The organism is Bacillus sp. FSL P2-0099 (genome assembly GCF_038007445.1).
Taxonomy (GTDB): domain Bacteria; phylum Bacillota; class Bacilli; order Bacillales; family Bacillaceae_G; genus Bacillus_A; species Bacillus_A mycoides.
Genome location: NZ_JBBOXE010000001.1, coordinates 3,058,713 through 3,077,207, shown reverse-complemented (window position 1 = coordinate 3,077,207; position 18,495 = coordinate 3,058,713). Strand labels below are relative to the sequence as shown.

The window sequence follows — 18,495 nt, the reverse complement described above, 5'->3', positions numbered from 1 at the left end:
TTTCGACTAAGTATAACTTTAAACAAAATAAACTGCTTTATAAAAACCCTGTATTTTTTATTGAATATGGGGTTTTCTTATTTTTAAATAAAAGGGACGTATATGTTGATTCAAAATCCAACAATCTTTATGCTTTATATACACAACATGAATAAAAGGATGACAAAATTTTTATGGTTAGTATGATAATTTGGAAACAGAAGTCAGCTTAATCTATGAAAACCTTATAAGAGGAGTGATGTAAGTGAAACAAAATGTTTACGATAATCCGAATTTCTTCAAAAACTATACAGCGTTGCGTGAAAGTGGAATAAACGCTAATGACTTCATAGAACAGCCAGCAATCAAATCATTAATTCCATGTTTGAAAGGGAAATCGGTATTAGACTTGGGTTGCGGTGATGGTCATTTTTCAAAGTATTGTATAGAAAATGGTGCAAAAAACGTAATAGGTGTAGACATATCCAAAAATATGATTGAACGTGCTAAAAAGTTAAATCAGGATGATAACATAGAATTTATGTGTCTTCCTATGGAGGATATGGGACTAACCAATCAAAAGTTCGACCTGATTATAAGTTCTCTCTCTATACATTACATTGAAGATTACTCGGCAATGATTCAAAAGATTAATGAACTATTAAAAAGCAGTGGTGAATTTATCTTTTCAACTGAACATCCAATAGCAACAGCTCGCAAAGGAAGCAAACATTGGATAAAAACTGAGGATGGTAATAAATCACACTGGGCATTAGATAATTATCAAGAAGAAGGAATCAGAGTACACAACTGGTTTGTTGACGATAGTGTGGTTATTTATCATAGAACTGTTGCTACATTAATAAATACTTTAATTGAACACGGGCTTTCGCTGGATAAAATAATCGAACCGCAATCAACTTTGGCAGGGATAGAGACAATGCCAGATTTAATAAACGAATCGCGAAGTCCATCTTTTATTATAATCAAGTCAAAAAAAACAAAATAATATTTTAAAATATTTACCGCAATCTGGGAGCTTTTATTGAATTACGAAAACAGCCGTTTCACTAAGGAATGGCTGTTTTTTTTAAGAACATAACCGAAAGCCGTTAAACTGTATGCGTTCAAGTTGCTATCATTTTGTAATTATTTTATAAAAGGGGTTGTGAAAATACAGGTGAAATTTCAAATGAGTGCAGGAATAATTGCAGTACTCATTTAAGGTATTATCTGCATCCGAATTGAAAATATTGAACATAGGAGTGAGTGGAAATGGCATATTTATTACAAGTTGATTTTCCGTTTGAAGGTCCTTTTGGTGAAGAAATGGAAAAAGTATTTTGGGATTTAGCAAAAAGTATTAATGAAGAAGAAGGATTCCATTGGAAAATATGGACGGAGAATCAAGAAACGAAAGAAGCTGGAGGCATCTATGTATTTGAAGAAAAACAAGATGCTGAAAAATATGGAGAAATGCACAAGAACAGACTTCAAGCATTTGGTGTTAAAGATATTAGAGTGAAAATTTTTCACATTAATGAAGAGTTAACTAAACTGAATCATGGTTATAGTAAATAATAAGGGACACGGAATTCAAAGAAGGAGGGGATAATCCCTTCTTTTTTGAATTCTTCCTTTATAAAAAAATCCCTATATAGATAGGGATTTGTGTATCGGCATACAGTTCCTTGGAAAAGGTAACATATGAGAGTTCTTGAATTTGTGAAATTGACGAGAAAGTACTGTGAAAAAAGTTGTATTGAAATAATTATTTATAAAAGGGTACGCCCCTTACTGGGAGGTAAGGGGCACAGGAAATGCAAATTTATTTGTAATTTGATTATAATATATATACCCATCTATACACGTTGCAAAATTATGAACATAACTAATATTTAGTAACTAGGAATAACGAAGGTTGTATGACTTAAGCTGTTTTTATATGAATGCTTATAATGATTTACATAAATGGATAGAAAAAAAGGGATACTCAAGATCATTAACGGAATGGCACTTAGAAATATATCATAGCTGGGAAGATCCTAAAGAATTAGTTGTAGAGTTATTAGATACAGTTGAATAATAAAAGTTGAAATACGGGTTCTTCGGCCAAAGGATGCCTTGATGGAGGAACGAAAAAAAGCTCAAGTTCTCTATTTTAACGAATTTACCGAAAGTCATCTCCCACCTACCGCTGGGCTATCGCCCTTCACGCGCCTCTGGACGGAGAATTTTTTCGGTAAATTCGTTAAAATGTACCCTATAGAATAGAAACTTAAAAAAGTCTATTCTATAGGGTACAGATTAATCTATCGCCTTTTTTATTTTTTATTAAAAAATAAATTTAAATCAGTTTTATCCGTATCATAAGCTAATGCTTCAGCAATACAATCTTGAATAATTTCCAATTTAGCTTTTTCAAAGAATGGTACTGAAAAAATATAATCCGATCCTGCTCTTTGAATAATCAATACATTTTGCATACCACTACCTAAAATACCAATTCCAATTAATAGTAAAATAAGTCCGAATATAAAGTTATTTCCTATGGTACTAAAGGAAAAAAGAATAATAATCAATCCTAATATAATGGGTTTTATTCTATACTGAGAAGAAATCATTGTAGAACTAATATTTTTCAAAGGAATGCTTTGATTATCTTTTCCAGCAGGAATAAACCCTAATATAGTGTTTCCAGTGGATACTTTTACAAATCTTGAATCAACTGAAACAAACCCTTTAATCCAAAAAAACAAAAGTGACAAAGAAAAATCTGTTTTTTTTCTCCATTTTAACCTCCTAAAATGTAAAATATTCAATTTATGAAAATAGTATATCAAATTTCCCGTAAATTGGGAATAGCGCAATTTGTTCTTTGTAGGTAATACTTTTTTTCTTTGTTGCTTGTTCCTTCAACCTTTTCACGGTTTGTTTTTTTGTTAATATTCCATTTATGAAAAGGATAATATTTAATAGGATTCTTCCAACAAAAACGGAAACTCCTTGTATCTTCCAATTCTTTATTAGGATTACATAAAGGATTGGAAGTAGTATAAGGGCCAAAATCCTGACTCCTTTTCTATCTCCCCGTCTCAAAAAACTCAATCCATTCTCCGTCAGGGCCAGCGAAGAATATGTAACGTGTTCCATCTGGCAATGTTTCGATTTCTTCGCCTAGTAAAAATGTTACTTTGTGGCTTTCTAGTCTTTTGATTTCATCTTCTAATGAATCCACTTTAAAGCAAATGTGATGTACTTTTCCTTCTGCCGGAAGGGAAGAGTTGTAACCTTCAATTAGTTCAAGTATCGTTTCTTTCGATTCTTCCACACCTAAAAAAGCGAGTTTTAAGTCTGGATTTGGGTGCCCCATACGTTTAATGAGCTGTAAGCCGATTACTTCTTCATAAAATGAAATAGATGTTTCTAATTTTGCAACCATAAGTCCAACGTGTTCTATTCTTCTAACTGGCATGTAGATTCCTTCCTTCTTTCTGAAAATTATATACAATATATTATTGAAAATTGAGAAAATAAGCAAGATAAAAACCTTACAAATTTTAGCGTGTTATATGGTATAGTGAGAAAGTATGTTTGGGGAGAAGGAAGGAGATTATACGATGAATACAACTACTCAAACTCCTTCATTATCGGAAACAATGAAAGAGTGGCATTATGCATTAGCATATGAAATTAAACATTGGAAAACGATAGGTGGTAGTAAAATTTCTATCATGAACGGTCGTTTTTTATATACAGATTATGAAAGTACAGTATACGTATTTCAGCTTATTTCGGAAGTAAGCTTACCTGAAGGTTCACCAATTCGAATTGAGTTCGATGGTGAGGAAGCGACAGGGGAAGTATTATCTGTACATGGATTAGAAATAGAACTGAAATTAAATGATTATATACAAGGTGAAATACGAGAAGCGGTTTTATACAGTGAACCGTGGCAATTGTTAGAACAACTACAAGAGCGATTGAAAGAGGCACATAAAGATAAGCTAAAACGTAATCGTATAAAGCGTCTTGTTGATGGGACGAGCAGTCCGAAACATATTGAAAAGATGAAAAATACGAAAAATGAATTGGCGTATCGTTCTTTTTACAATCCAACAACGTACGTGTGGGGACCACCGGGAACAGGGAAGTCGTACAATTTATCACGTATTATTTCGGCTCATTATCAAAAAGGAAAATCGGTACTTGTGTTAGCTCATAGTAATGCGGCAGTAGACGTATTAATGAGCGAGGTAACGAAGCAAATTGAGAAGAAAAAGAAATGGACGCCTGGCGAAATTGTTCGTTACGGTTATAGTCAACATGAACATATACGAAATCATGAAACGTTACTTGCATCGAAGTTAGTTGAAACGACGAATGGATCTTGGGGAGAAGAAAGACTCTATTTAGAAGAGACACGACAAGATCTTCGTGAAAAGATTTTATCATATAAAGCGACTTCTGCTGATAAGAAGCGTATACAAGAGATTGAAAGTGATCTTCGAAAGCAAAAAGCGAAAATTAAAGAAGTAGAAAAAGAATACATTGAAAATGCGAAAGTAATCGGTGCGACTTTATCGAAATGTGCAATTGATTCACTTATTTATGAGCGTACGTTTGATTTAGTTGTCGTAGATGAAGTGAGTATGGCTTATGTTCCGCAAATCGCATTAGCTGCTTCACTTGGGAAACGTATTGTCGTTTGTGGTGACTTTTTACAGTTACCTCCGATTGCGATGGCGAACCATGAACTCGTTCGAAAATGGCTCGGTGAAGATATGTTTTATCATGCAGGGATTGTTGATTCTGTAAATAAATCAGAAGCACATCCGAACCTTTTTATGCTGCAGGAGCAAAGACGTATGCATACGGATATATCGAAGTTTACGAATTCATTTATTTATAAAAATAGAGTGTACGATCATCCATCTGTTTCAGAGCGTAAAGAACTTGCGAAACTGCAACCGTTCGCAAATGAGGCGAGTGTTTTATTTGATACGAGCTTAATGGGAGCCTTTTCTTTAAAAGACGCTGCTTCCGGTTCTCGTTTTAATATTATGTCTGGTTTAGTAGCGATGCAAATGATGTTAATTGGATTGTTAGACGGTGTTCAATCTATCGGTGTAGTTACGCCTTACAGGGCACAGTCCCGCTTTTTATCAACGTGCATTAGAGAAATGTTGCAGAAAACGAAATATCAAAACATACCAGTTTTAGCGGCGACAGTTCATAAGTTTCAAGGGTCTGAAAGAGATATGATGATCTTTGATACGGTTGATAGTTATCCGCAAGAACGACCTGGCGTGTTATTCTTTGACCATAAAAATCATCGCCTCGTCAACGTTGCAGTGACAAGGGCGAGAGGGAAGTTCATTCAATTATCAGATTGCCACTACATGCGTAAAAATCTTTCGAGAAAACAAGCGTTATCGCAATTAACAGCTCATATAGAACGTCACGGAGATGTGTATGATCGCACGACATCAAGACAATTGTGGGAGCGGAAAATTTCGAAACGTTTACGCTGGTTTATGGAAATGAATTTTGAAGAGCCGAAAGGGTTATTGAAAGATATTTTAGCCGCAAAACAAAAAATTATCATTTCCCTTCCAAGTACAAGGCAAGTAGATAAACGAGTATGGCAAGCGTTAATGCGTACGAATGCGCAAATAACGGTGTATAGTGATGGACCAGTTCCATTAAAAAATGTAAAATTACAAAGGCAAAACAAAGCGTTCCCGTTTATAGTAATCGATGATGAAATCTTTTGGGCAGGAGCACCTCTTACATCTCAAATGATGTTTGAAGGTAGTATGGAATTTCCGTACATATGTGCAAGATTACAAGCACCTGAAACAATTGGCGTATTAAAAGGGTTTTTAGATATTCGGTAAATTCAGATAGGAATTCCTTGACTTTTGCCTGGAATGAACTTAGAATGAAAATAATTTAATATAATTTTATGAAAATTCTTATCACGAGAGGTTGAGGGACTGGCCCTATGACACCTCGGCAGCGGATTCTTTATGAATACTGTGCCAATTCCAGCAAGGTAACTTGAAAGATAAGAAAGAAGCTCATTTTGACTGTATATACAGAAGCCTCTTTCTATCTTTTAGAAAGAGGCTTTTTTACGTGAAAATAAAAGGAGGAAGAAAAATGGGAGCGACAGGAGTAACGTCACAAAGAAAAACAATTGAAGAGAGTATAGAAAGAAATAAGGAAAAGTACATAGAAACAAGTCATAATATTCATGCGAATCCGGAGATTGGTAACCAAGAATTTTACGCATCAAGAACGTTAAGTTTGTTGTTAGGAAGCGCAGGATTTCAGTTGCAGCACAATATAGCTGGACATGAAACAGGTTTTATCGCGCGAAAAAGTTCAGGAAAACAAGGGCCAGTTATCGCATTTTTAGCTGAGTATGACGCTTTACCAGGACTCGGTCATGCGTGTGGTCACAATTTAATTGGCACAATTAGCGTTGCGGCTGCGATCGCATTATCAGAAACGCTTGAAGAAATTGGCGGGGAAGTTGTCGTGTTTGGTACTCCAGCTGAAGAAGGAGGACCAAATGGTAGTGCGAAAGCGAGTTATGTAAAAGCGGGGTTATTTAAAGATATTGATGCGGCACTTATGATTCATCCGAGCGGAAAAACAGCGCCAACGAGCCCTTCACTAGCAGTCGATCCACTTGATTTTCATTTTTACGGAAAAACAGCTCATGCCGCAGCTTCACCGGAAGAAGGAATTAACGCATTAGATGCGATTATTCAGCTGTATAACAGCATTAATGCACTTCGCCAACAACTTCCGTCAGACGTGAAAATTCATGGCGTTATTACTGAGGGCGGAAAAGCACCTAACATTATTCCTGACTATGCCGCAGCAAGGTTCTTCATCCGCGCAGCAACGAGAAAAAGATGTGCGGAAGTAACAGAGAAAGTAAGAAACGTCGCACAAGGTGCAGCATTAGCAACAGGTACGAAAGTGAAAATTCATCAATTCCAAAATGAAATCGATGAACTACTCGTAACAAAAACATTTAATGACGTCGTAGCCGAAGAATTAGAATTACAAGGTGAAGACGTAAATCGTAAAGAAAGATTTGGCATCGGCTCAACAGACGCAGGAAACGTAAGTCAAGTCGTACCGACAATTCATCCGTACATTAAAATCGGACCAGATGACTTAATTGCGCATACGAATGAATTTAGAGAAGCAGCACGTTCAGAACTTGGAGATAAAGCGCTAATCACATCGGCAAAAGCACTAGCAAATACAGCGTATCGATTAATTACAGAAGAAGGTTTGTTAGAGAAGGTGAAGGAGGAGTTTAGGGAGGCGCGGAAGAATCAAGGATAGGGAAGAAGGAGAATTATACTCGGGATTTTTTAGTAGGAAATTGAATGAAAAAAGAACCAGCCTATGGCTGGTTTTATTATATTATAAAAGAATTTTTCCACATACACTTCATATTTCTACCTTAGTACCCTCTTATCAGAACGACAATTTCTCTTCAAATTCACTCTTTAAAACAATTAAAGGAGATGATAATCCAAATTGCATTAAGGAGTCTAAAAATGTAGCGAGAGAATCCATCGAATCGCTCATGACCTTCATCATATAATTAAACTCCCCGCTAATTCGATATAAATCAGTTACTTCGGGAGCGGCATTACAAAATTGGATGAAATCAGAGCATTGACTCGTTTTGAACATAATGAATGCTTGGATGTTTTTATTAATTTTGGAAGGCTCAAATTTCGTTCGGTAAGCAGCTATAACCCCTTGATCTTCAAGCTTGTTAATGCGTTCTTTTACAGCAGGCTGCGTCATGGATATAATACGTCCTATTTCTGAAACAGAAATTCTCGCATTTTCATACAACAAGTTCATAATTTTATGGTCAATTTCATCTAGTTTTACTGCGTTTTGCATTGGATAACTCCCCTTTTTATTTTCTAAATTAAATCGTAAATTATAACTATAATATCATAAGTGAAGGAACTAAATTACCTATAAATCTATATTTAAAATTAGTAGTATTTGCTTAAAAATATAAGTGTAGGATTTATTAAACGGAAATTTAGGAAGGGTGGAAAAAATGAAGAATCTTGATGGGAAAGTAGCGTTAGTAACAGGGGCGAGTCGCGGTATTGGTCGTGCGATTGCGATGAGATTGGCAAACGACGGTGCATTAGTTGCAATTCACTATGGCCGAAATAAAGCAGCTGCAGATGAAACAATTAGTGAGATTGAATCAAATGGAGGAAAGGCATTCTTAATTGAAGCGGATTTCAATTCAATTGATGGTATCAAAAAGATAGTAGAACAATTGAAGAATGAATTACAAATAAGAGTTGGTACATCAGAGATTGATATTTTAGTAAACAATGCAGGGATAGGTACACAAGGAACAATTGAAAATACGACAGAAGAAGTTTTTGATGAAATTATGTCTGTAAATATTAAAGCACCGTTCTTCTTAATTCAGCAAACATTACCGTTATTACGAGCGGAGGCGCGAGTTATTAACATTTCATCAGCTGAAGTAAGACTTGGTTTTGCAGGGTCCATTGCATATGGTTTAAGTAAAGGGGCACTAAATACGATGACACTTCCTCTAGCTAAACATCTTGGAGAAAGAGGTATAACAGTGAATACAATTATGCCTGGATATACGAAGACAGATATAAATGCGAAATTGCTAGATAATCCGGAAATACGAAATTTTGCTACGAATTCATCTGTGTTCGGACGAATAGGGCAAGTTGAAGATATTGCAGATGTAGTAGCATTCCTTGCTTCTTCTGATAGCCGCTGGGTAACAGGGCAAATTTTAGATGTTTCTGGAGGATTTTGTTTATAGGGGCACTACTTCATACCCATAAAGCTAATATTTTCATATCCCCCTAAATTAAAATTTTCTTTCTCTACAGATAGCTATTTTGAGAAGCCGCTCATTTTTTCGTTTTGAGGGCATTTCTTTTTCTTAAGTTGATGGGTATGTATGGTGACCCCTATTAGACGATAGTGAATTCACAATTTCGGGGTTCAGTTCCACTTTATTCAAAATAAGATTTTTTTGCAGTAAAATCAATGTTAGTGGAACTTTTTTAATCAAACTTTTTTCTAAATTAAAATAAATCCTTGTAACATTTAAATTAGTACTATATAGTTCTAGTTATGAAAAAGGTAAAATTAATGAATCAAAAACGTGTGATTGAAGTAGCTGCAACATTATTTTTAGAAAAAGGGTTTGCTTATACAAGTATGGATGAATTAGTACGTGTAAGCAAAGTTTCAAAGTCTAATGTGTATTATCACTTTTCTAATAAGGAAGTATTATTAGAAGGGGTCGTTGATTATTGGATTGAAATGTATCAATCTGCAATTGATGACGTACTTTCTCAGAACCAATTTTTAGTTGAAGATCGTATCCAACTGTTTTTAAAGCAATTATCACAAGGAGTTCAGTCGAGAGAGTATAAGGGGAGCTGTCCATTTATTACTCTTTATATTCAAAGTCCTAAACAGGCCACGCAAATAAAAGAAAAAATAGGTCTTTTTTTTACAGGATTACAAAAGAAAGTTTCTCTATTACTTAAACAAGGGGTAGAGAATGGAGAATTCAGAAACACGATTAATATTGATGAGGTTGCATCACTTTTTATTACAAATCTTGAAGGAGCGTTATTTATTTCAGAAACATTGAAGGATGCAACTGTAATTACGAAAACAGCAGATCATTTTTTAAAATTGCTTCGATAAAAGAAGCATTTTTTTTACATCAAATTAGTACTAATTAGTACTAAAAAGGGGATTTTATATGAGAACAGTATTTTTAACTGGTGGAACAGGCTTTATTGGAAAGCAATTAGTAAAAGAATTAGCCAAAGAGGATGTTAAAATTCTTCTTTTAGTAAGGTCGAAAAGTAAAGCAATACGCATTTTTCAAGAAAGAGGCATCTTAAAAAAGGCAGTTATGCACTTTATTGAAGGTGATTTGACGAAAATAGATTTAGGTCTAAGTGCTGAAGATAAGGAGAGGGTATTGAAAACGGATGTGATTATTCACGCAGGAGGCCCCATGGATATTCAAGCGGCAAGTAAAGAGGCAGCTTCCGTATTTTTAAATGGCGCCAAACACATTAGTGAATTAGCTAAAAGCATTCATCAATTGAAGGGCTTGCAACAATTTATTCATGTTGTAGGTTATATGAGTCCCTTTGATGATAAAAATAGCAAGATTGCAATTGATGTGTTTAAAGAAGGAAACAATTATTTGAAAATAAAAAATCCATATGAGAGAACAAAATTTTTAGCAGATCTTTATATCCGTCACCAGGCATCAGCAGTAGGTTATCCGCTTTCTGTAATTAATCCGCCAACTGTAGTCGGTAGTAGTAAAACAGGAAGTACAGAGCAGATAGCAGGATTAGGTTTGCTTGTGATGAGTATGCGAAGAGGGCTCATGCCAGTGATTCCTGGAGGTAAGGGATATAGGTTACCACTGATTTCAAACGATGAGCTTGCGAAGTTTATTGTGCAGGTTTTCAGATTGGAACAACCGACTATTCAAACATATACACTTGTTGAAGACAAACAGCACGATCAGAACATTGCTGAATTATTAAGTATTATGTCGGAAAGTATGAATATGAGGGCACCAAAAATCTCTGTCCCAATGCCACTTATGAAAGCAATTATGAATAGTGGAGTAAGTAAAATAACAAAAATTCCTTCTGATGGACTGAATTTTATTACAAAACGAAAATTTTCAAATGTTTCAGCGAAAAAAATTATGGGAGGAGATTGGTTTAAGAAGACGAGTGTAATGAAATTTTTCCCTGCCGTAGTAGCTGATCTGGATTATCGAATGATGTATCAAAATGGCCAGCATAATCATTTATTTAAACGAACATTATGCGATAACACTACCCTTTACCAATTACAAGGAGAGGGTAAACCGTTTATTTTATTACATGGTTTATTGAGTGATGGAGAGGATTTATTTCCTTTAGCACAAGAGCTTCATGAAAAAACTGGTCAACCTGTATGGATCTTGGATCTTCCAGGTTTGGGACGTTCTCCTTTTAAACAAGAGAAAAATCTTCTAGATATCTATTTGAATGTAGTGAAAAAGTTATTGGAGAAAGCTACTAATGGTGCACATCTAATTGGCCATTCATTCGGTGCGTTTATTCTTCTGGAAGCATTGGTACAAGAGTACATAGATAAGAAGTATTCAATCACTTTACTTCAGCCAGCTGTTGCTAAAAAAAATGCTAAATCGCTAAATGTTCCCCAATTTATGAACAAATGGACATTAAAATTGGCAACTACTAATTTGATAGGGCGTTATTTATTAAGTAATGGTTTGTTTGAAAGTATGGAGAGCATCCCTGAACATTATATCGAAAAAATAAGTAACAGTTTTACTTCTCCTAGAATTTTAAATACTACGGTTCAGCTTAACAGTTTACTACTGAAAAACGATCAAGGTGATTTCAATGAAGTAACAAAGTATAATCTTCACATTATTTGGGGGGAGTATGACAGAGGCTATTCTGCTCCATCGCATCTTGGTAAGGTTGATTTTGTTCCATATGGCCATCATTTTCCTCTTAGCCATCCGAGTGAAACGGCAACATTAGTAATAAAAAATAGTAATACTAGCAGATGAGAGTGTGGGATAAATAAACAGTGTGTAGTAAGATCGTTGTGTCTTTGAAATAAAATCGTACTGTGTGGGGCCCACCCCATCACTATCAGACTAAGAAACGCAAATACCTCAAAACGAAAAAATGAGCATTTTGTTACAAGATAGTACAAAATTTCGTTCTGGGGGTGCTATAAAATTTTAGCTTGATGGCGATGTGGTGCTACCCCATGCCCATCAACTTAAGAATTTAGAACTCCCAAAAAAAATTATGAGTTTTTTGTTACAAGTTATCACAAAATTTTCGTTTTTTGGGTAGTTTTATTTTCTTAGCTTGATTGCGATGAGCGGTACCCCATAAAGGCCCCTGATACATAATTGATGTTCTGCCATTTGTAGAAAACAATCTACTTATACCATTTTAACAAGAAGAAATATCTCGTCCATGTTGTAATATTGGCTTAGGTTAAGCTTGTGAAAAAACATATTCATGTATAATACAATTGATGTATGATACATTAGTTGTAGGAGGGTGACCTATTTGAAAAGAGAAGATGCCTTAAAACTAAGAACAGATATTAAGAAAATGATTATAATAACTGGGGTTTTTGAATCTCAAAATTTGCCCAATGGACCATTTGAAAAACCTTTACCAACTTCTCAAATGATGGCGTTAGAGGAACTAGAGGTGGAAAAACTAACTGTTTGGCAACTATCCAATAAACTTAGATTAGAGACTTCAACTGTAAGTAGATTGGTAGATAAGTTAGTAAAAAAGGGGCTTATTTATCGTGAAGTAAATGAAAAAAATAGAAGAGAACTTTTTCTGCACCTCACAGAAAAAGGTCACATAACTGTTAATTGCTTAAGAGAGCAATCCATTACATTTTATCAAAGTATTCTCAATAATTTATCAGAATCAGAACAAAAAATAGTTGTGGATGGTTTTGAATTATTTATTGATTCTATTTCTAAGCCTTTTGATTAGAGTGAGGTAAGTCATAACATTTGGAGGATAAAATGAGTTTGCATTTTGAACGTCCTATTATTGAATTAAAAGAGAAATTTGATGAATTAAAGAAAATTATGAAAGAAAATAATGTAGATTTATCGTCAGAAATTCATGAATTAGAAAAACGTTTAAATAAAATGCAAGATAAAATTTATTCTAATATTACACCTTTTCAACGAGTTCAAATTGCAAGGCTACGTAACCGACCCACGACATTGGACTATATACCTTTATTGTTTACAAACTTTCTCGAACTTCATGGTGATCGATTATATGGTGATGATAAAGCAATGATAGGTGGTATTGCAAAATTTAAAGGGATGCCCGTTACGGTTATTGGTCATCAAAGAGGTAGAAATACAAAGGAAAATATAGAAAGAAATTTTGGAATGGCACATCCAGAAGGTTATAGAAAAGCGCTAAGACTTATGAAACAAGCTGATAAATTTAATCGCCCTATTATTACATTTATTGATACAATAGGCGCCTATCCAGGGAAAGGGTCTGAAGAACGTGGAATTTCTGAAGCGATAGCTCGAAATCTATTTGAAATGGCTACACTTAAAGTACCAATTGTTTGTATTGTAATTGGAGAGGCATCAAGTGGTGGAGCTCTTGGCATTAGTGTCGGTAACCATATCCATATGTTAGAGTATTCATGGTACTCGGTAATTTCGCCAGAAGGAGCAGCATCTATCCTATGGAAGGACGCTAAGTATGCTCCAGAAGCTGCTGAACATATGAAAATTTCAGCAAAAGATTTAAAACATTTGGGAATTATTGATGAAATCATTCCTGAAATTAAAGGTGGAGCACAAAATGATATAAAATCACAGGCAAAAATGATTGAATCTGTAATCGAATCATCTCTAAAAAAATTGATACTATTATCCTCGGAAGAGCTTATACAACAGCGGTATGAAAAGTATAGACAAATAGAGAATTATAAATGAAAATATTTAAAGTCCGTATTACATTTCGGAGGATTCTCGCAAAAAAAATTTAAATATTTTGTAAGTAACCTCTTAAACTGGGATATGCTTATACTATTACTCTACAAAAGATGTGTGATCGGTATGGAAAAGGAAAATTTGTTCAAATGGAAGCATTATCACATACCCATCAACTTAAGAAATTGATTGTTCCCCAAAACGAAAAAATGAGCTGAATTCTCATAAGTAACTGTGAAAAGGTGGAAATTTCGGTATAGGGGTATCTCAAAAGCTTAGGTTGATGGCAATGGGGTCCCGCCACATCGCTATCAAGCTAAAAAAATAGGTCACCCCCAAAACGAAAAAAACATGTTAAATTCCCATAGATAACTATCTTATATTAATTACATAACCTAGTGTGTGATATAATAATATAAAGATATTATATTTAAAGGGGGGATTCAAATTGGTTAAAAACTTACCTTTACTACTAGTGATTTTAATACTTGGTGTAAGTTCTTCTACATTAAGTACGACTGGATACTTTTCTCCAGTTATAGAATGGTCTTTAATGATTATAAGTATTATTTTAAACATTACTGCAGTGATAGGTTTATCACTACACGTTCTTGTATATCAACCTATGAAAAGATTTGAAACAAATTTAAAAGAGACCTTCAAATAAAATAATTATATTTGAGGTAATACCACATCGCTATCGAGCTAAAAAAATGTATCCATAAAAAGAAAAAATACGCTATTCTTTCTGTAGAATCATAGGAAAGGATGGCGTTTTTTATGTCTGTTTCTGTGTCTGACGAATTACAACTATTTGCTCAAGAGATTCAAAGTTTTTTATCTCCAAATACCTTACGGGATCTTGCTAGAGATGTTGGCTTTGTACAACGAACCAGTAAGTATCAAGCAAAAGATTTAGTAGCTTTATGTGTATGGTTGAGCCAAAATGTAGCTACGACTTATTTAACTCAGTTATCTAGCTGTTTAGAAGCATCAACAGGAGTACTTATCAGTCCTGAGGGACTGAATCAACGATTTAATAAGGCGGCCGTCCAACTTTTACAACACCTACTAGCCGAACTACTAAGGAAAAAATTGGCCGCATCTATGCCGATTTCTTCTCCATACACTTCTGTCTTCAAGCGTATTCGTATTTTAGATTCAACTGCATTTCAACTCCCGGATGTATTTTCATCGGTTTATCCAGGTGCAGGAGGATGCAGCCATACGGCTGGGATAAAAATTCAACTTGAATATGATTTGTTAAGTGGACAGTTCCTACATATTCATACAGGTCCAGGTAAACAACATGATCGCACTTACGGCTCTCTGTGTGCCCCAACTGTGACAGCGAATGATTTATGTATCCGAGATTTAGGTTATTTTCATTTAAAAGACCTTCAACATATACAAGATAAAGAGGCCTACTATATCTCTCGTATCAAGTCGAATACACGTATGTATCAAAAAAATCCTAACCCTGATTATTTTCAAGATGGAAGAATTAAGAAAGGTACAGAGTATATACAGATAGATATGGAGACCTTAATGAAATCCCTTCAACCAGGACAAACATGTGAAATGGCTGATGCTTATGTAGGAATGATTGATAAAGTGCCAGCTCGTGTAATTGTTCATCGGTTAACAAAACAACAGCAACAAAAACGATTACAAGATCAAGCTGTAAGAGAAAAAAAGAAAGGAATGAAGTATTCTCCTCGTAGTAAACGACTCAGCGGTATCAATGTATATATGACAAACACCCCTACAGATATTGTCCCGATGGGACAGGTACATGACTGGTATTCTTTGCGTTGGCAAATCGAAATTTTATTTAAAACGTGGAAGTCATTCTTTCAAATTCATCATTGTAAAAAGATAAAACCAGAACGATTAGAGTGCCATTTATATGGTCAATTGATTGCTATTCTACTCTGTTCTTCTATCATGTTTCAAATGCGCCAATTGCTCCTCATGAAGAAAAAACGAGAACTGAGTGAGTATAAAGCCATATATATGATTAAAGACTATTTTCTTCTTCTATTCCAAACTATACAGAAAAAAACCCAAGAGCTATCAAAGATGTTACTTCGTCTGTTCAATCTTCTACAGCAAAACGGACGGAAATCTCATCGATATGAGAAAAAAACGGTCTTTGATATATTAGGTGTCGTTTACAATTGTACCATGTCTGATAATCAAGCCGCTTAATTCAAAAAAGTGAAACCCGTTAGGGTTTATTTCGTATGCAAATCTTTCAATCACCTACACTTACCCTTTAGAAAAAAGAAACAATCTCGCCTAAGATTGACTTTGCATAAGCTTAGCTTGATAGCGATGGGGTCCCGCCAACAAGACACGAATTTTGCATGCTAAGCAAAAAAACAATAAGCTGTCCACATGGACAGCTTATTTACATAATTCTCGTTATCAGAAGTTCATTATTTACAGGTTAAACTCATTGAAATTTGTCGATCTACAAAGCCAAATTCTTTGTATAATTCTCTTGCAAAGTTCTTTGCATGAACATTTAATCGTATTTCTTTATGTCCTTTTAAAGACAATTCATCTATACCTGCCTTCATCAATTTCTTTGAAAGTTTTTGACCACGATACTCTGGTAAAATGTATAATTCGTAAATGAATCCTACACTCTCTTGTGAAAAATAATCTTTACCACTGCCAATTAGAATCCATCCTTTTAAGTCGTCATCATCTTTGGATACTAGGTAGTATGCTCCTTGTTCTAATGTTGTTTGTACAATCTCTTTTACTCGTTCTTGTGTAGGTTTAAAGGTCTTGGCCGTTCCTTCGTATAGAGCATTATCTGATTTTGCTAGAATTTCATTCAGATCATTTTTACTAGCTTGTTTAATCATATTTCCCCTCCTTTTTTTACATAACGCACGTTAGCGGAAGTCAAAATGTTACGTTACAATGATTACAATAGGGGGCAAAATTTCCTCTCCTAATTTTCCTACCGCATTTTGGACAAGTTACCACTCGACTTTCACTTGTTTGAAGTTCTATCTTACTTATTGCTATTACTCGTAAGGCAGCCATCCCTCCTATTAGAAGAAGCGTAATGAGCATTTCCATTTTTCTTGTTCTCCTTTCTTTTCATTACAGTTACCTCTAATTATTTTCTAAGAGGTTTTGTGATTTTACATTTTTCCGATGCTTACGCAGATGTAACGAACCCATCAATAAATTGCTTAGACTTAATGCTATGAGTACCCATGTAATTGCTATTCTTATACCTTCTACATATTGTCCATACGCAACTTATCCAGAAGCCACGGCTAGCATGAAACATGAAATACTCATCCATAAATGATTGACCTGTCTTTTCATGATGAAACCTCCACCTTTTTTCCTTATTGTACCATTTCGAAAAAGTGATGTGCTGTGTTTTTTGGATTGTATATTCCATACAAGTATAGTTAACATAACGTCCTATTGTCGGTAGCAAGTTTTTCATAAACTCCTTGTTTTTACTAAATTTTTTGTCTCTATGTCTATCTATCTCTTACACAAGATTTTATACATCATTGATATAGCGGGGATTCTAGGGATCTTCGCTATTCTTTTTTGCATAAAATCTTGTATGAAAAAGTAGTTAGACTAGCGTGTTTTACTCCGGTTCATTTCAAAATACAATTGAAAATTCATCTTTAAATTAAAAAAGAAAGTGTTACCTATATATATTAATAACTTCGAAATATTGTATAACAGATAATTTTTATTGTGCTAACGAATCAGGATAGTGTGGCGACTGACCAACTAAATAGTTGCTTATCCTCAATTATTAGAAGGGAAGTTCTATCATTTCGCGAATTTATTAGACATAGACGAGCGCTATAATTTTCTATATGTACATAAAGAGGTGAATACGCATGAATCAAAGACCTTCAGAAGAAGAATACGCCGGGAACTCCGGCGAATATATCCGTTTGGTGCCGGACGGTAACATCATCGATATTCTGTTCGCCCAGGAAAAGCAAATGACCGAGCTCCTGGCATCGTTGACCGAAAGCCAGGCCGCATATCGGTATGCGGAAGGAAAATGGACGCTGAAAGAAGTCGTGGGCCACATTGCAGATGCGGAACGCGTCATGACCTACCGCCTGCTCCGGTTCGCAAGAGGGGACCAGACGTCTCTGACTGGTTTTGATCAGGAATTGTTCATGCCTCCTTTCGGAAGTTGGACAACCGAGCAATTGGCCGAAGATTACCGGGCCGTACGGCAATCAACGATCACATTGCTGCGCGGGCTACCGGCGGAGGCGTGGACCCGCAAGGGCACAGCCAACAACCTAAGCATTACGGTGCGCGCCCTCGCGTACGGCATCGCAGGACACGAACTTCATCACATGGGGGTCATCCGAAATCGGTACTTGAGTTAATCTTCGGCTGAGGCCTTTGGAATGGAACTAACACCTCTCATCCAACCTTAGATACCGTTCTTATTGGGGTCCCGCCCCACAACCATCAACTTAAGGATTTAGACTATTTTTGAAATTAAAAGCACATTACTATTCTCTTATGTTAATGAGAAAGGGTGACGTGCTTTTTATGAATATGTACCAAAAACAAGAGTTATCTTTATTTGCCGAAGAGTTATATCGATTTTTTTCATTTGGGGGTATTTGTTTTTCTTAGCTTGATGGTGATGGGGCACTACGCTATAATGGTCAAATTAAAATTTAAAACAGTTATAGAGACTCCATTCCTCGGAAACATTGTAACTATTAAGTTGTAAAAAGAACCGTAGTTTTTTATTTTTGAAAAGGCTATGGTCCTTTTTAGTTGTAGCAAAGATATGATGTGAGGAGGTTTTTGTAAATCAAAAAAAATTGATTAATTAGTTGCATAATAAATTA

General features: G+C 35.1%; 18 protein-coding genes and 1 riboswitch. Of the genes, 13 read left to right on the top strand and 5 right to left on the bottom strand.

Translation table 11 applies throughout. The features are described 5' to 3' along the window. The first annotated feature begins 244 nt into the window (after positions 1-244). The 3 genes from MKY90_RS15825 (at position 245) to MKY90_RS15815 (ending at position 2,065) form a co-directional block, all read left to right on the top strand. Positions 245-988 (top strand): class I SAM-dependent methyltransferase, encoded by a 744-nt coding sequence (locus tag MKY90_RS15825; RefSeq protein ID WP_341091826.1) that lies wholly within the window; start codon positions 245-247, stop codon positions 986-988. A gap of 266 nt (positions 989-1,254) precedes the next feature. Continuing rightward, positions 1,255-1,560: a monooxygenase gene (locus MKY90_RS15820; protein ID WP_098169131.1), complete on the top strand. Its 306-nt coding sequence runs from the start codon at positions 1,255-1,257 to the stop codon at positions 1,558-1,560. Positions 1,561-1,900: 340 nt separating this feature from the next. Beyond that, complete coding sequence (locus MKY90_RS15815) at positions 1,901-2,065, top strand: regulator (protein WP_098169132.1); 165 nt, start codon at positions 1,901-1,903, stop codon at positions 2,063-2,065. Between the two features lie 238 nt (positions 2,066-2,303). Here the strand turns inward: MKY90_RS15815 and MKY90_RS15810 are convergent, their stop codons facing one another. Both MKY90_RS15810 and MKY90_RS15805 read right to left on the bottom strand, forming a co-directional pair. Continuing rightward, positions 2,304-2,747 carry a hypothetical protein gene (locus MKY90_RS15810; protein WP_341091821.1) on the bottom strand — a complete coding sequence of 148 codons (444 nt, stop codon included), beginning with the start codon at positions 2,745-2,747 and terminating at the stop codon, positions 2,304-2,306. Positions 2,748-3,061: 314 nt separating this feature from the next. After that, positions 3,062-3,454, bottom strand: coding sequence for a VOC family protein (locus MKY90_RS15805; protein WP_098169133.1), 393 nt, complete (start codon positions 3,452-3,454; stop codon positions 3,062-3,064). Between the two features lie 115 nt (positions 3,455-3,569). Between MKY90_RS15805 and MKY90_RS15800 the strand changes: the two genes are divergently transcribed. Both MKY90_RS15800 and MKY90_RS15795 read left to right on the top strand, forming a co-directional pair. Next, a complete protein-coding gene (locus MKY90_RS15800) occupies positions 3,570-5,879 on the top strand; it encodes an AAA domain-containing protein (protein ID WP_341091818.1) in 2,310 nt (769 codons plus the stop codon). Between the two features lie 75 nt (positions 5,880-5,954). Beyond that, positions 5,955-6,056: riboswitch (SAM riboswitch) on the top strand. Between the two features lie 88 nt (positions 6,057-6,144). Further along, the gene (locus MKY90_RS15795; RefSeq protein WP_098169135.1) at positions 6,145-7,350 is read left to right on the top strand and encodes a M20 family metallopeptidase; all 1,206 of its coding nucleotides are present in this window, start codon (positions 6,145-6,147) and stop codon (positions 7,348-7,350) included. A gap of 135 nt (positions 7,351-7,485) precedes the next feature. On the opposite strand, the gene MKY90_RS15790 is transcribed toward MKY90_RS15795, so the two are convergent. Next, entirely contained in the window at positions 7,486-7,926 is a 441-nt protein-coding gene (locus tag MKY90_RS15790) for an Lrp/AsnC family transcriptional regulator (RefSeq protein ID WP_001178566.1), read from the bottom strand. Between the two features lie 166 nt (positions 7,927-8,092). Between MKY90_RS15790 and MKY90_RS15785 the strand changes: the two genes are divergently transcribed. The 7 genes from MKY90_RS15785 (at position 8,093) to MKY90_RS15755 (ending at position 15,823) form a co-directional block, all read left to right on the top strand. Beyond that, positions 8,093-8,857, top strand: coding sequence for an SDR family oxidoreductase (locus MKY90_RS15785; RefSeq protein WP_141507039.1), 765 nt, complete (start codon positions 8,093-8,095; stop codon positions 8,855-8,857). A 335-nt stretch (positions 8,858-9,192) separates the two neighbouring features. Beyond that, positions 9,193-9,759 (top strand): TetR/AcrR family transcriptional regulator, encoded by a 567-nt coding sequence (locus MKY90_RS15780; protein WP_001072320.1) that lies wholly within the window; start codon positions 9,193-9,195, stop codon positions 9,757-9,759. 58 nt (positions 9,760-9,817) lie between these two features. Continuing rightward, positions 9,818-11,674 carry an alpha/beta fold hydrolase gene (locus MKY90_RS15775; protein WP_098169137.1) on the top strand — a complete coding sequence of 619 codons (1,857 nt, stop codon included), beginning with the start codon at positions 9,818-9,820 and terminating at the stop codon, positions 11,672-11,674. Between the two features lie 517 nt (positions 11,675-12,191). Continuing rightward, positions 12,192-12,638 carry a MarR family winged helix-turn-helix transcriptional regulator gene (locus MKY90_RS15770; RefSeq protein WP_000817662.1) on the top strand — a complete coding sequence of 149 codons (447 nt, stop codon included), beginning with the start codon at positions 12,192-12,194 and terminating at the stop codon, positions 12,636-12,638. 32 nt (positions 12,639-12,670) lie between these two features. Next, entirely contained in the window at positions 12,671-13,615 is a 945-nt protein-coding gene (locus MKY90_RS15765; protein ID WP_063217980.1) for an acetyl-CoA carboxylase carboxyltransferase subunit alpha, read from the top strand. A gap of 445 nt (positions 13,616-14,060) precedes the next feature. Further along, the gene (locus tag MKY90_RS15760; protein WP_098169138.1) at positions 14,061-14,279 is read left to right on the top strand and encodes a hypothetical protein; all 219 of its coding nucleotides are present in this window, start codon (positions 14,061-14,063) and stop codon (positions 14,277-14,279) included. Between the two features lie 113 nt (positions 14,280-14,392). After that, positions 14,393-15,823, top strand: a complete 1,431-nt coding sequence (locus MKY90_RS15755) for an IS4 family transposase (RefSeq protein ID WP_215599495.1) — start codon at positions 14,393-14,395, stop codon at positions 15,821-15,823. A 230-nt stretch (positions 15,824-16,053) separates the two neighbouring features. On the opposite strand, the gene MKY90_RS15750 is transcribed toward MKY90_RS15755, so the two are convergent. Both MKY90_RS15750 and MKY90_RS15740 read right to left on the bottom strand, forming a co-directional pair. Continuing rightward, on the bottom strand, positions 16,054-16,491 hold the full coding sequence (locus tag MKY90_RS15750) for a GNAT family N-acetyltransferase (protein ID WP_016094626.1): 438 nt from the start codon (positions 16,489-16,491) through the stop codon (positions 16,054-16,056). A gap of 302 nt (positions 16,492-16,793) precedes the next feature. After that, positions 16,794-17,093, bottom strand: a complete 300-nt coding sequence (locus MKY90_RS15740) for a hypothetical protein (RefSeq protein WP_098168591.1) — start codon at positions 17,091-17,093, stop codon at positions 16,794-16,796. 415 nt (positions 17,094-17,508) lie between these two features. Between MKY90_RS15740 and MKY90_RS15735 the strand changes: the two genes are divergently transcribed. Beyond that, positions 17,509-18,018: a DinB family protein gene (locus tag MKY90_RS15735; RefSeq protein ID WP_063217978.1), complete on the top strand. Its 510-nt coding sequence runs from the start codon at positions 17,509-17,511 to the stop codon at positions 18,016-18,018. Positions 18,019-18,495 lie beyond the last annotated feature (477 nt).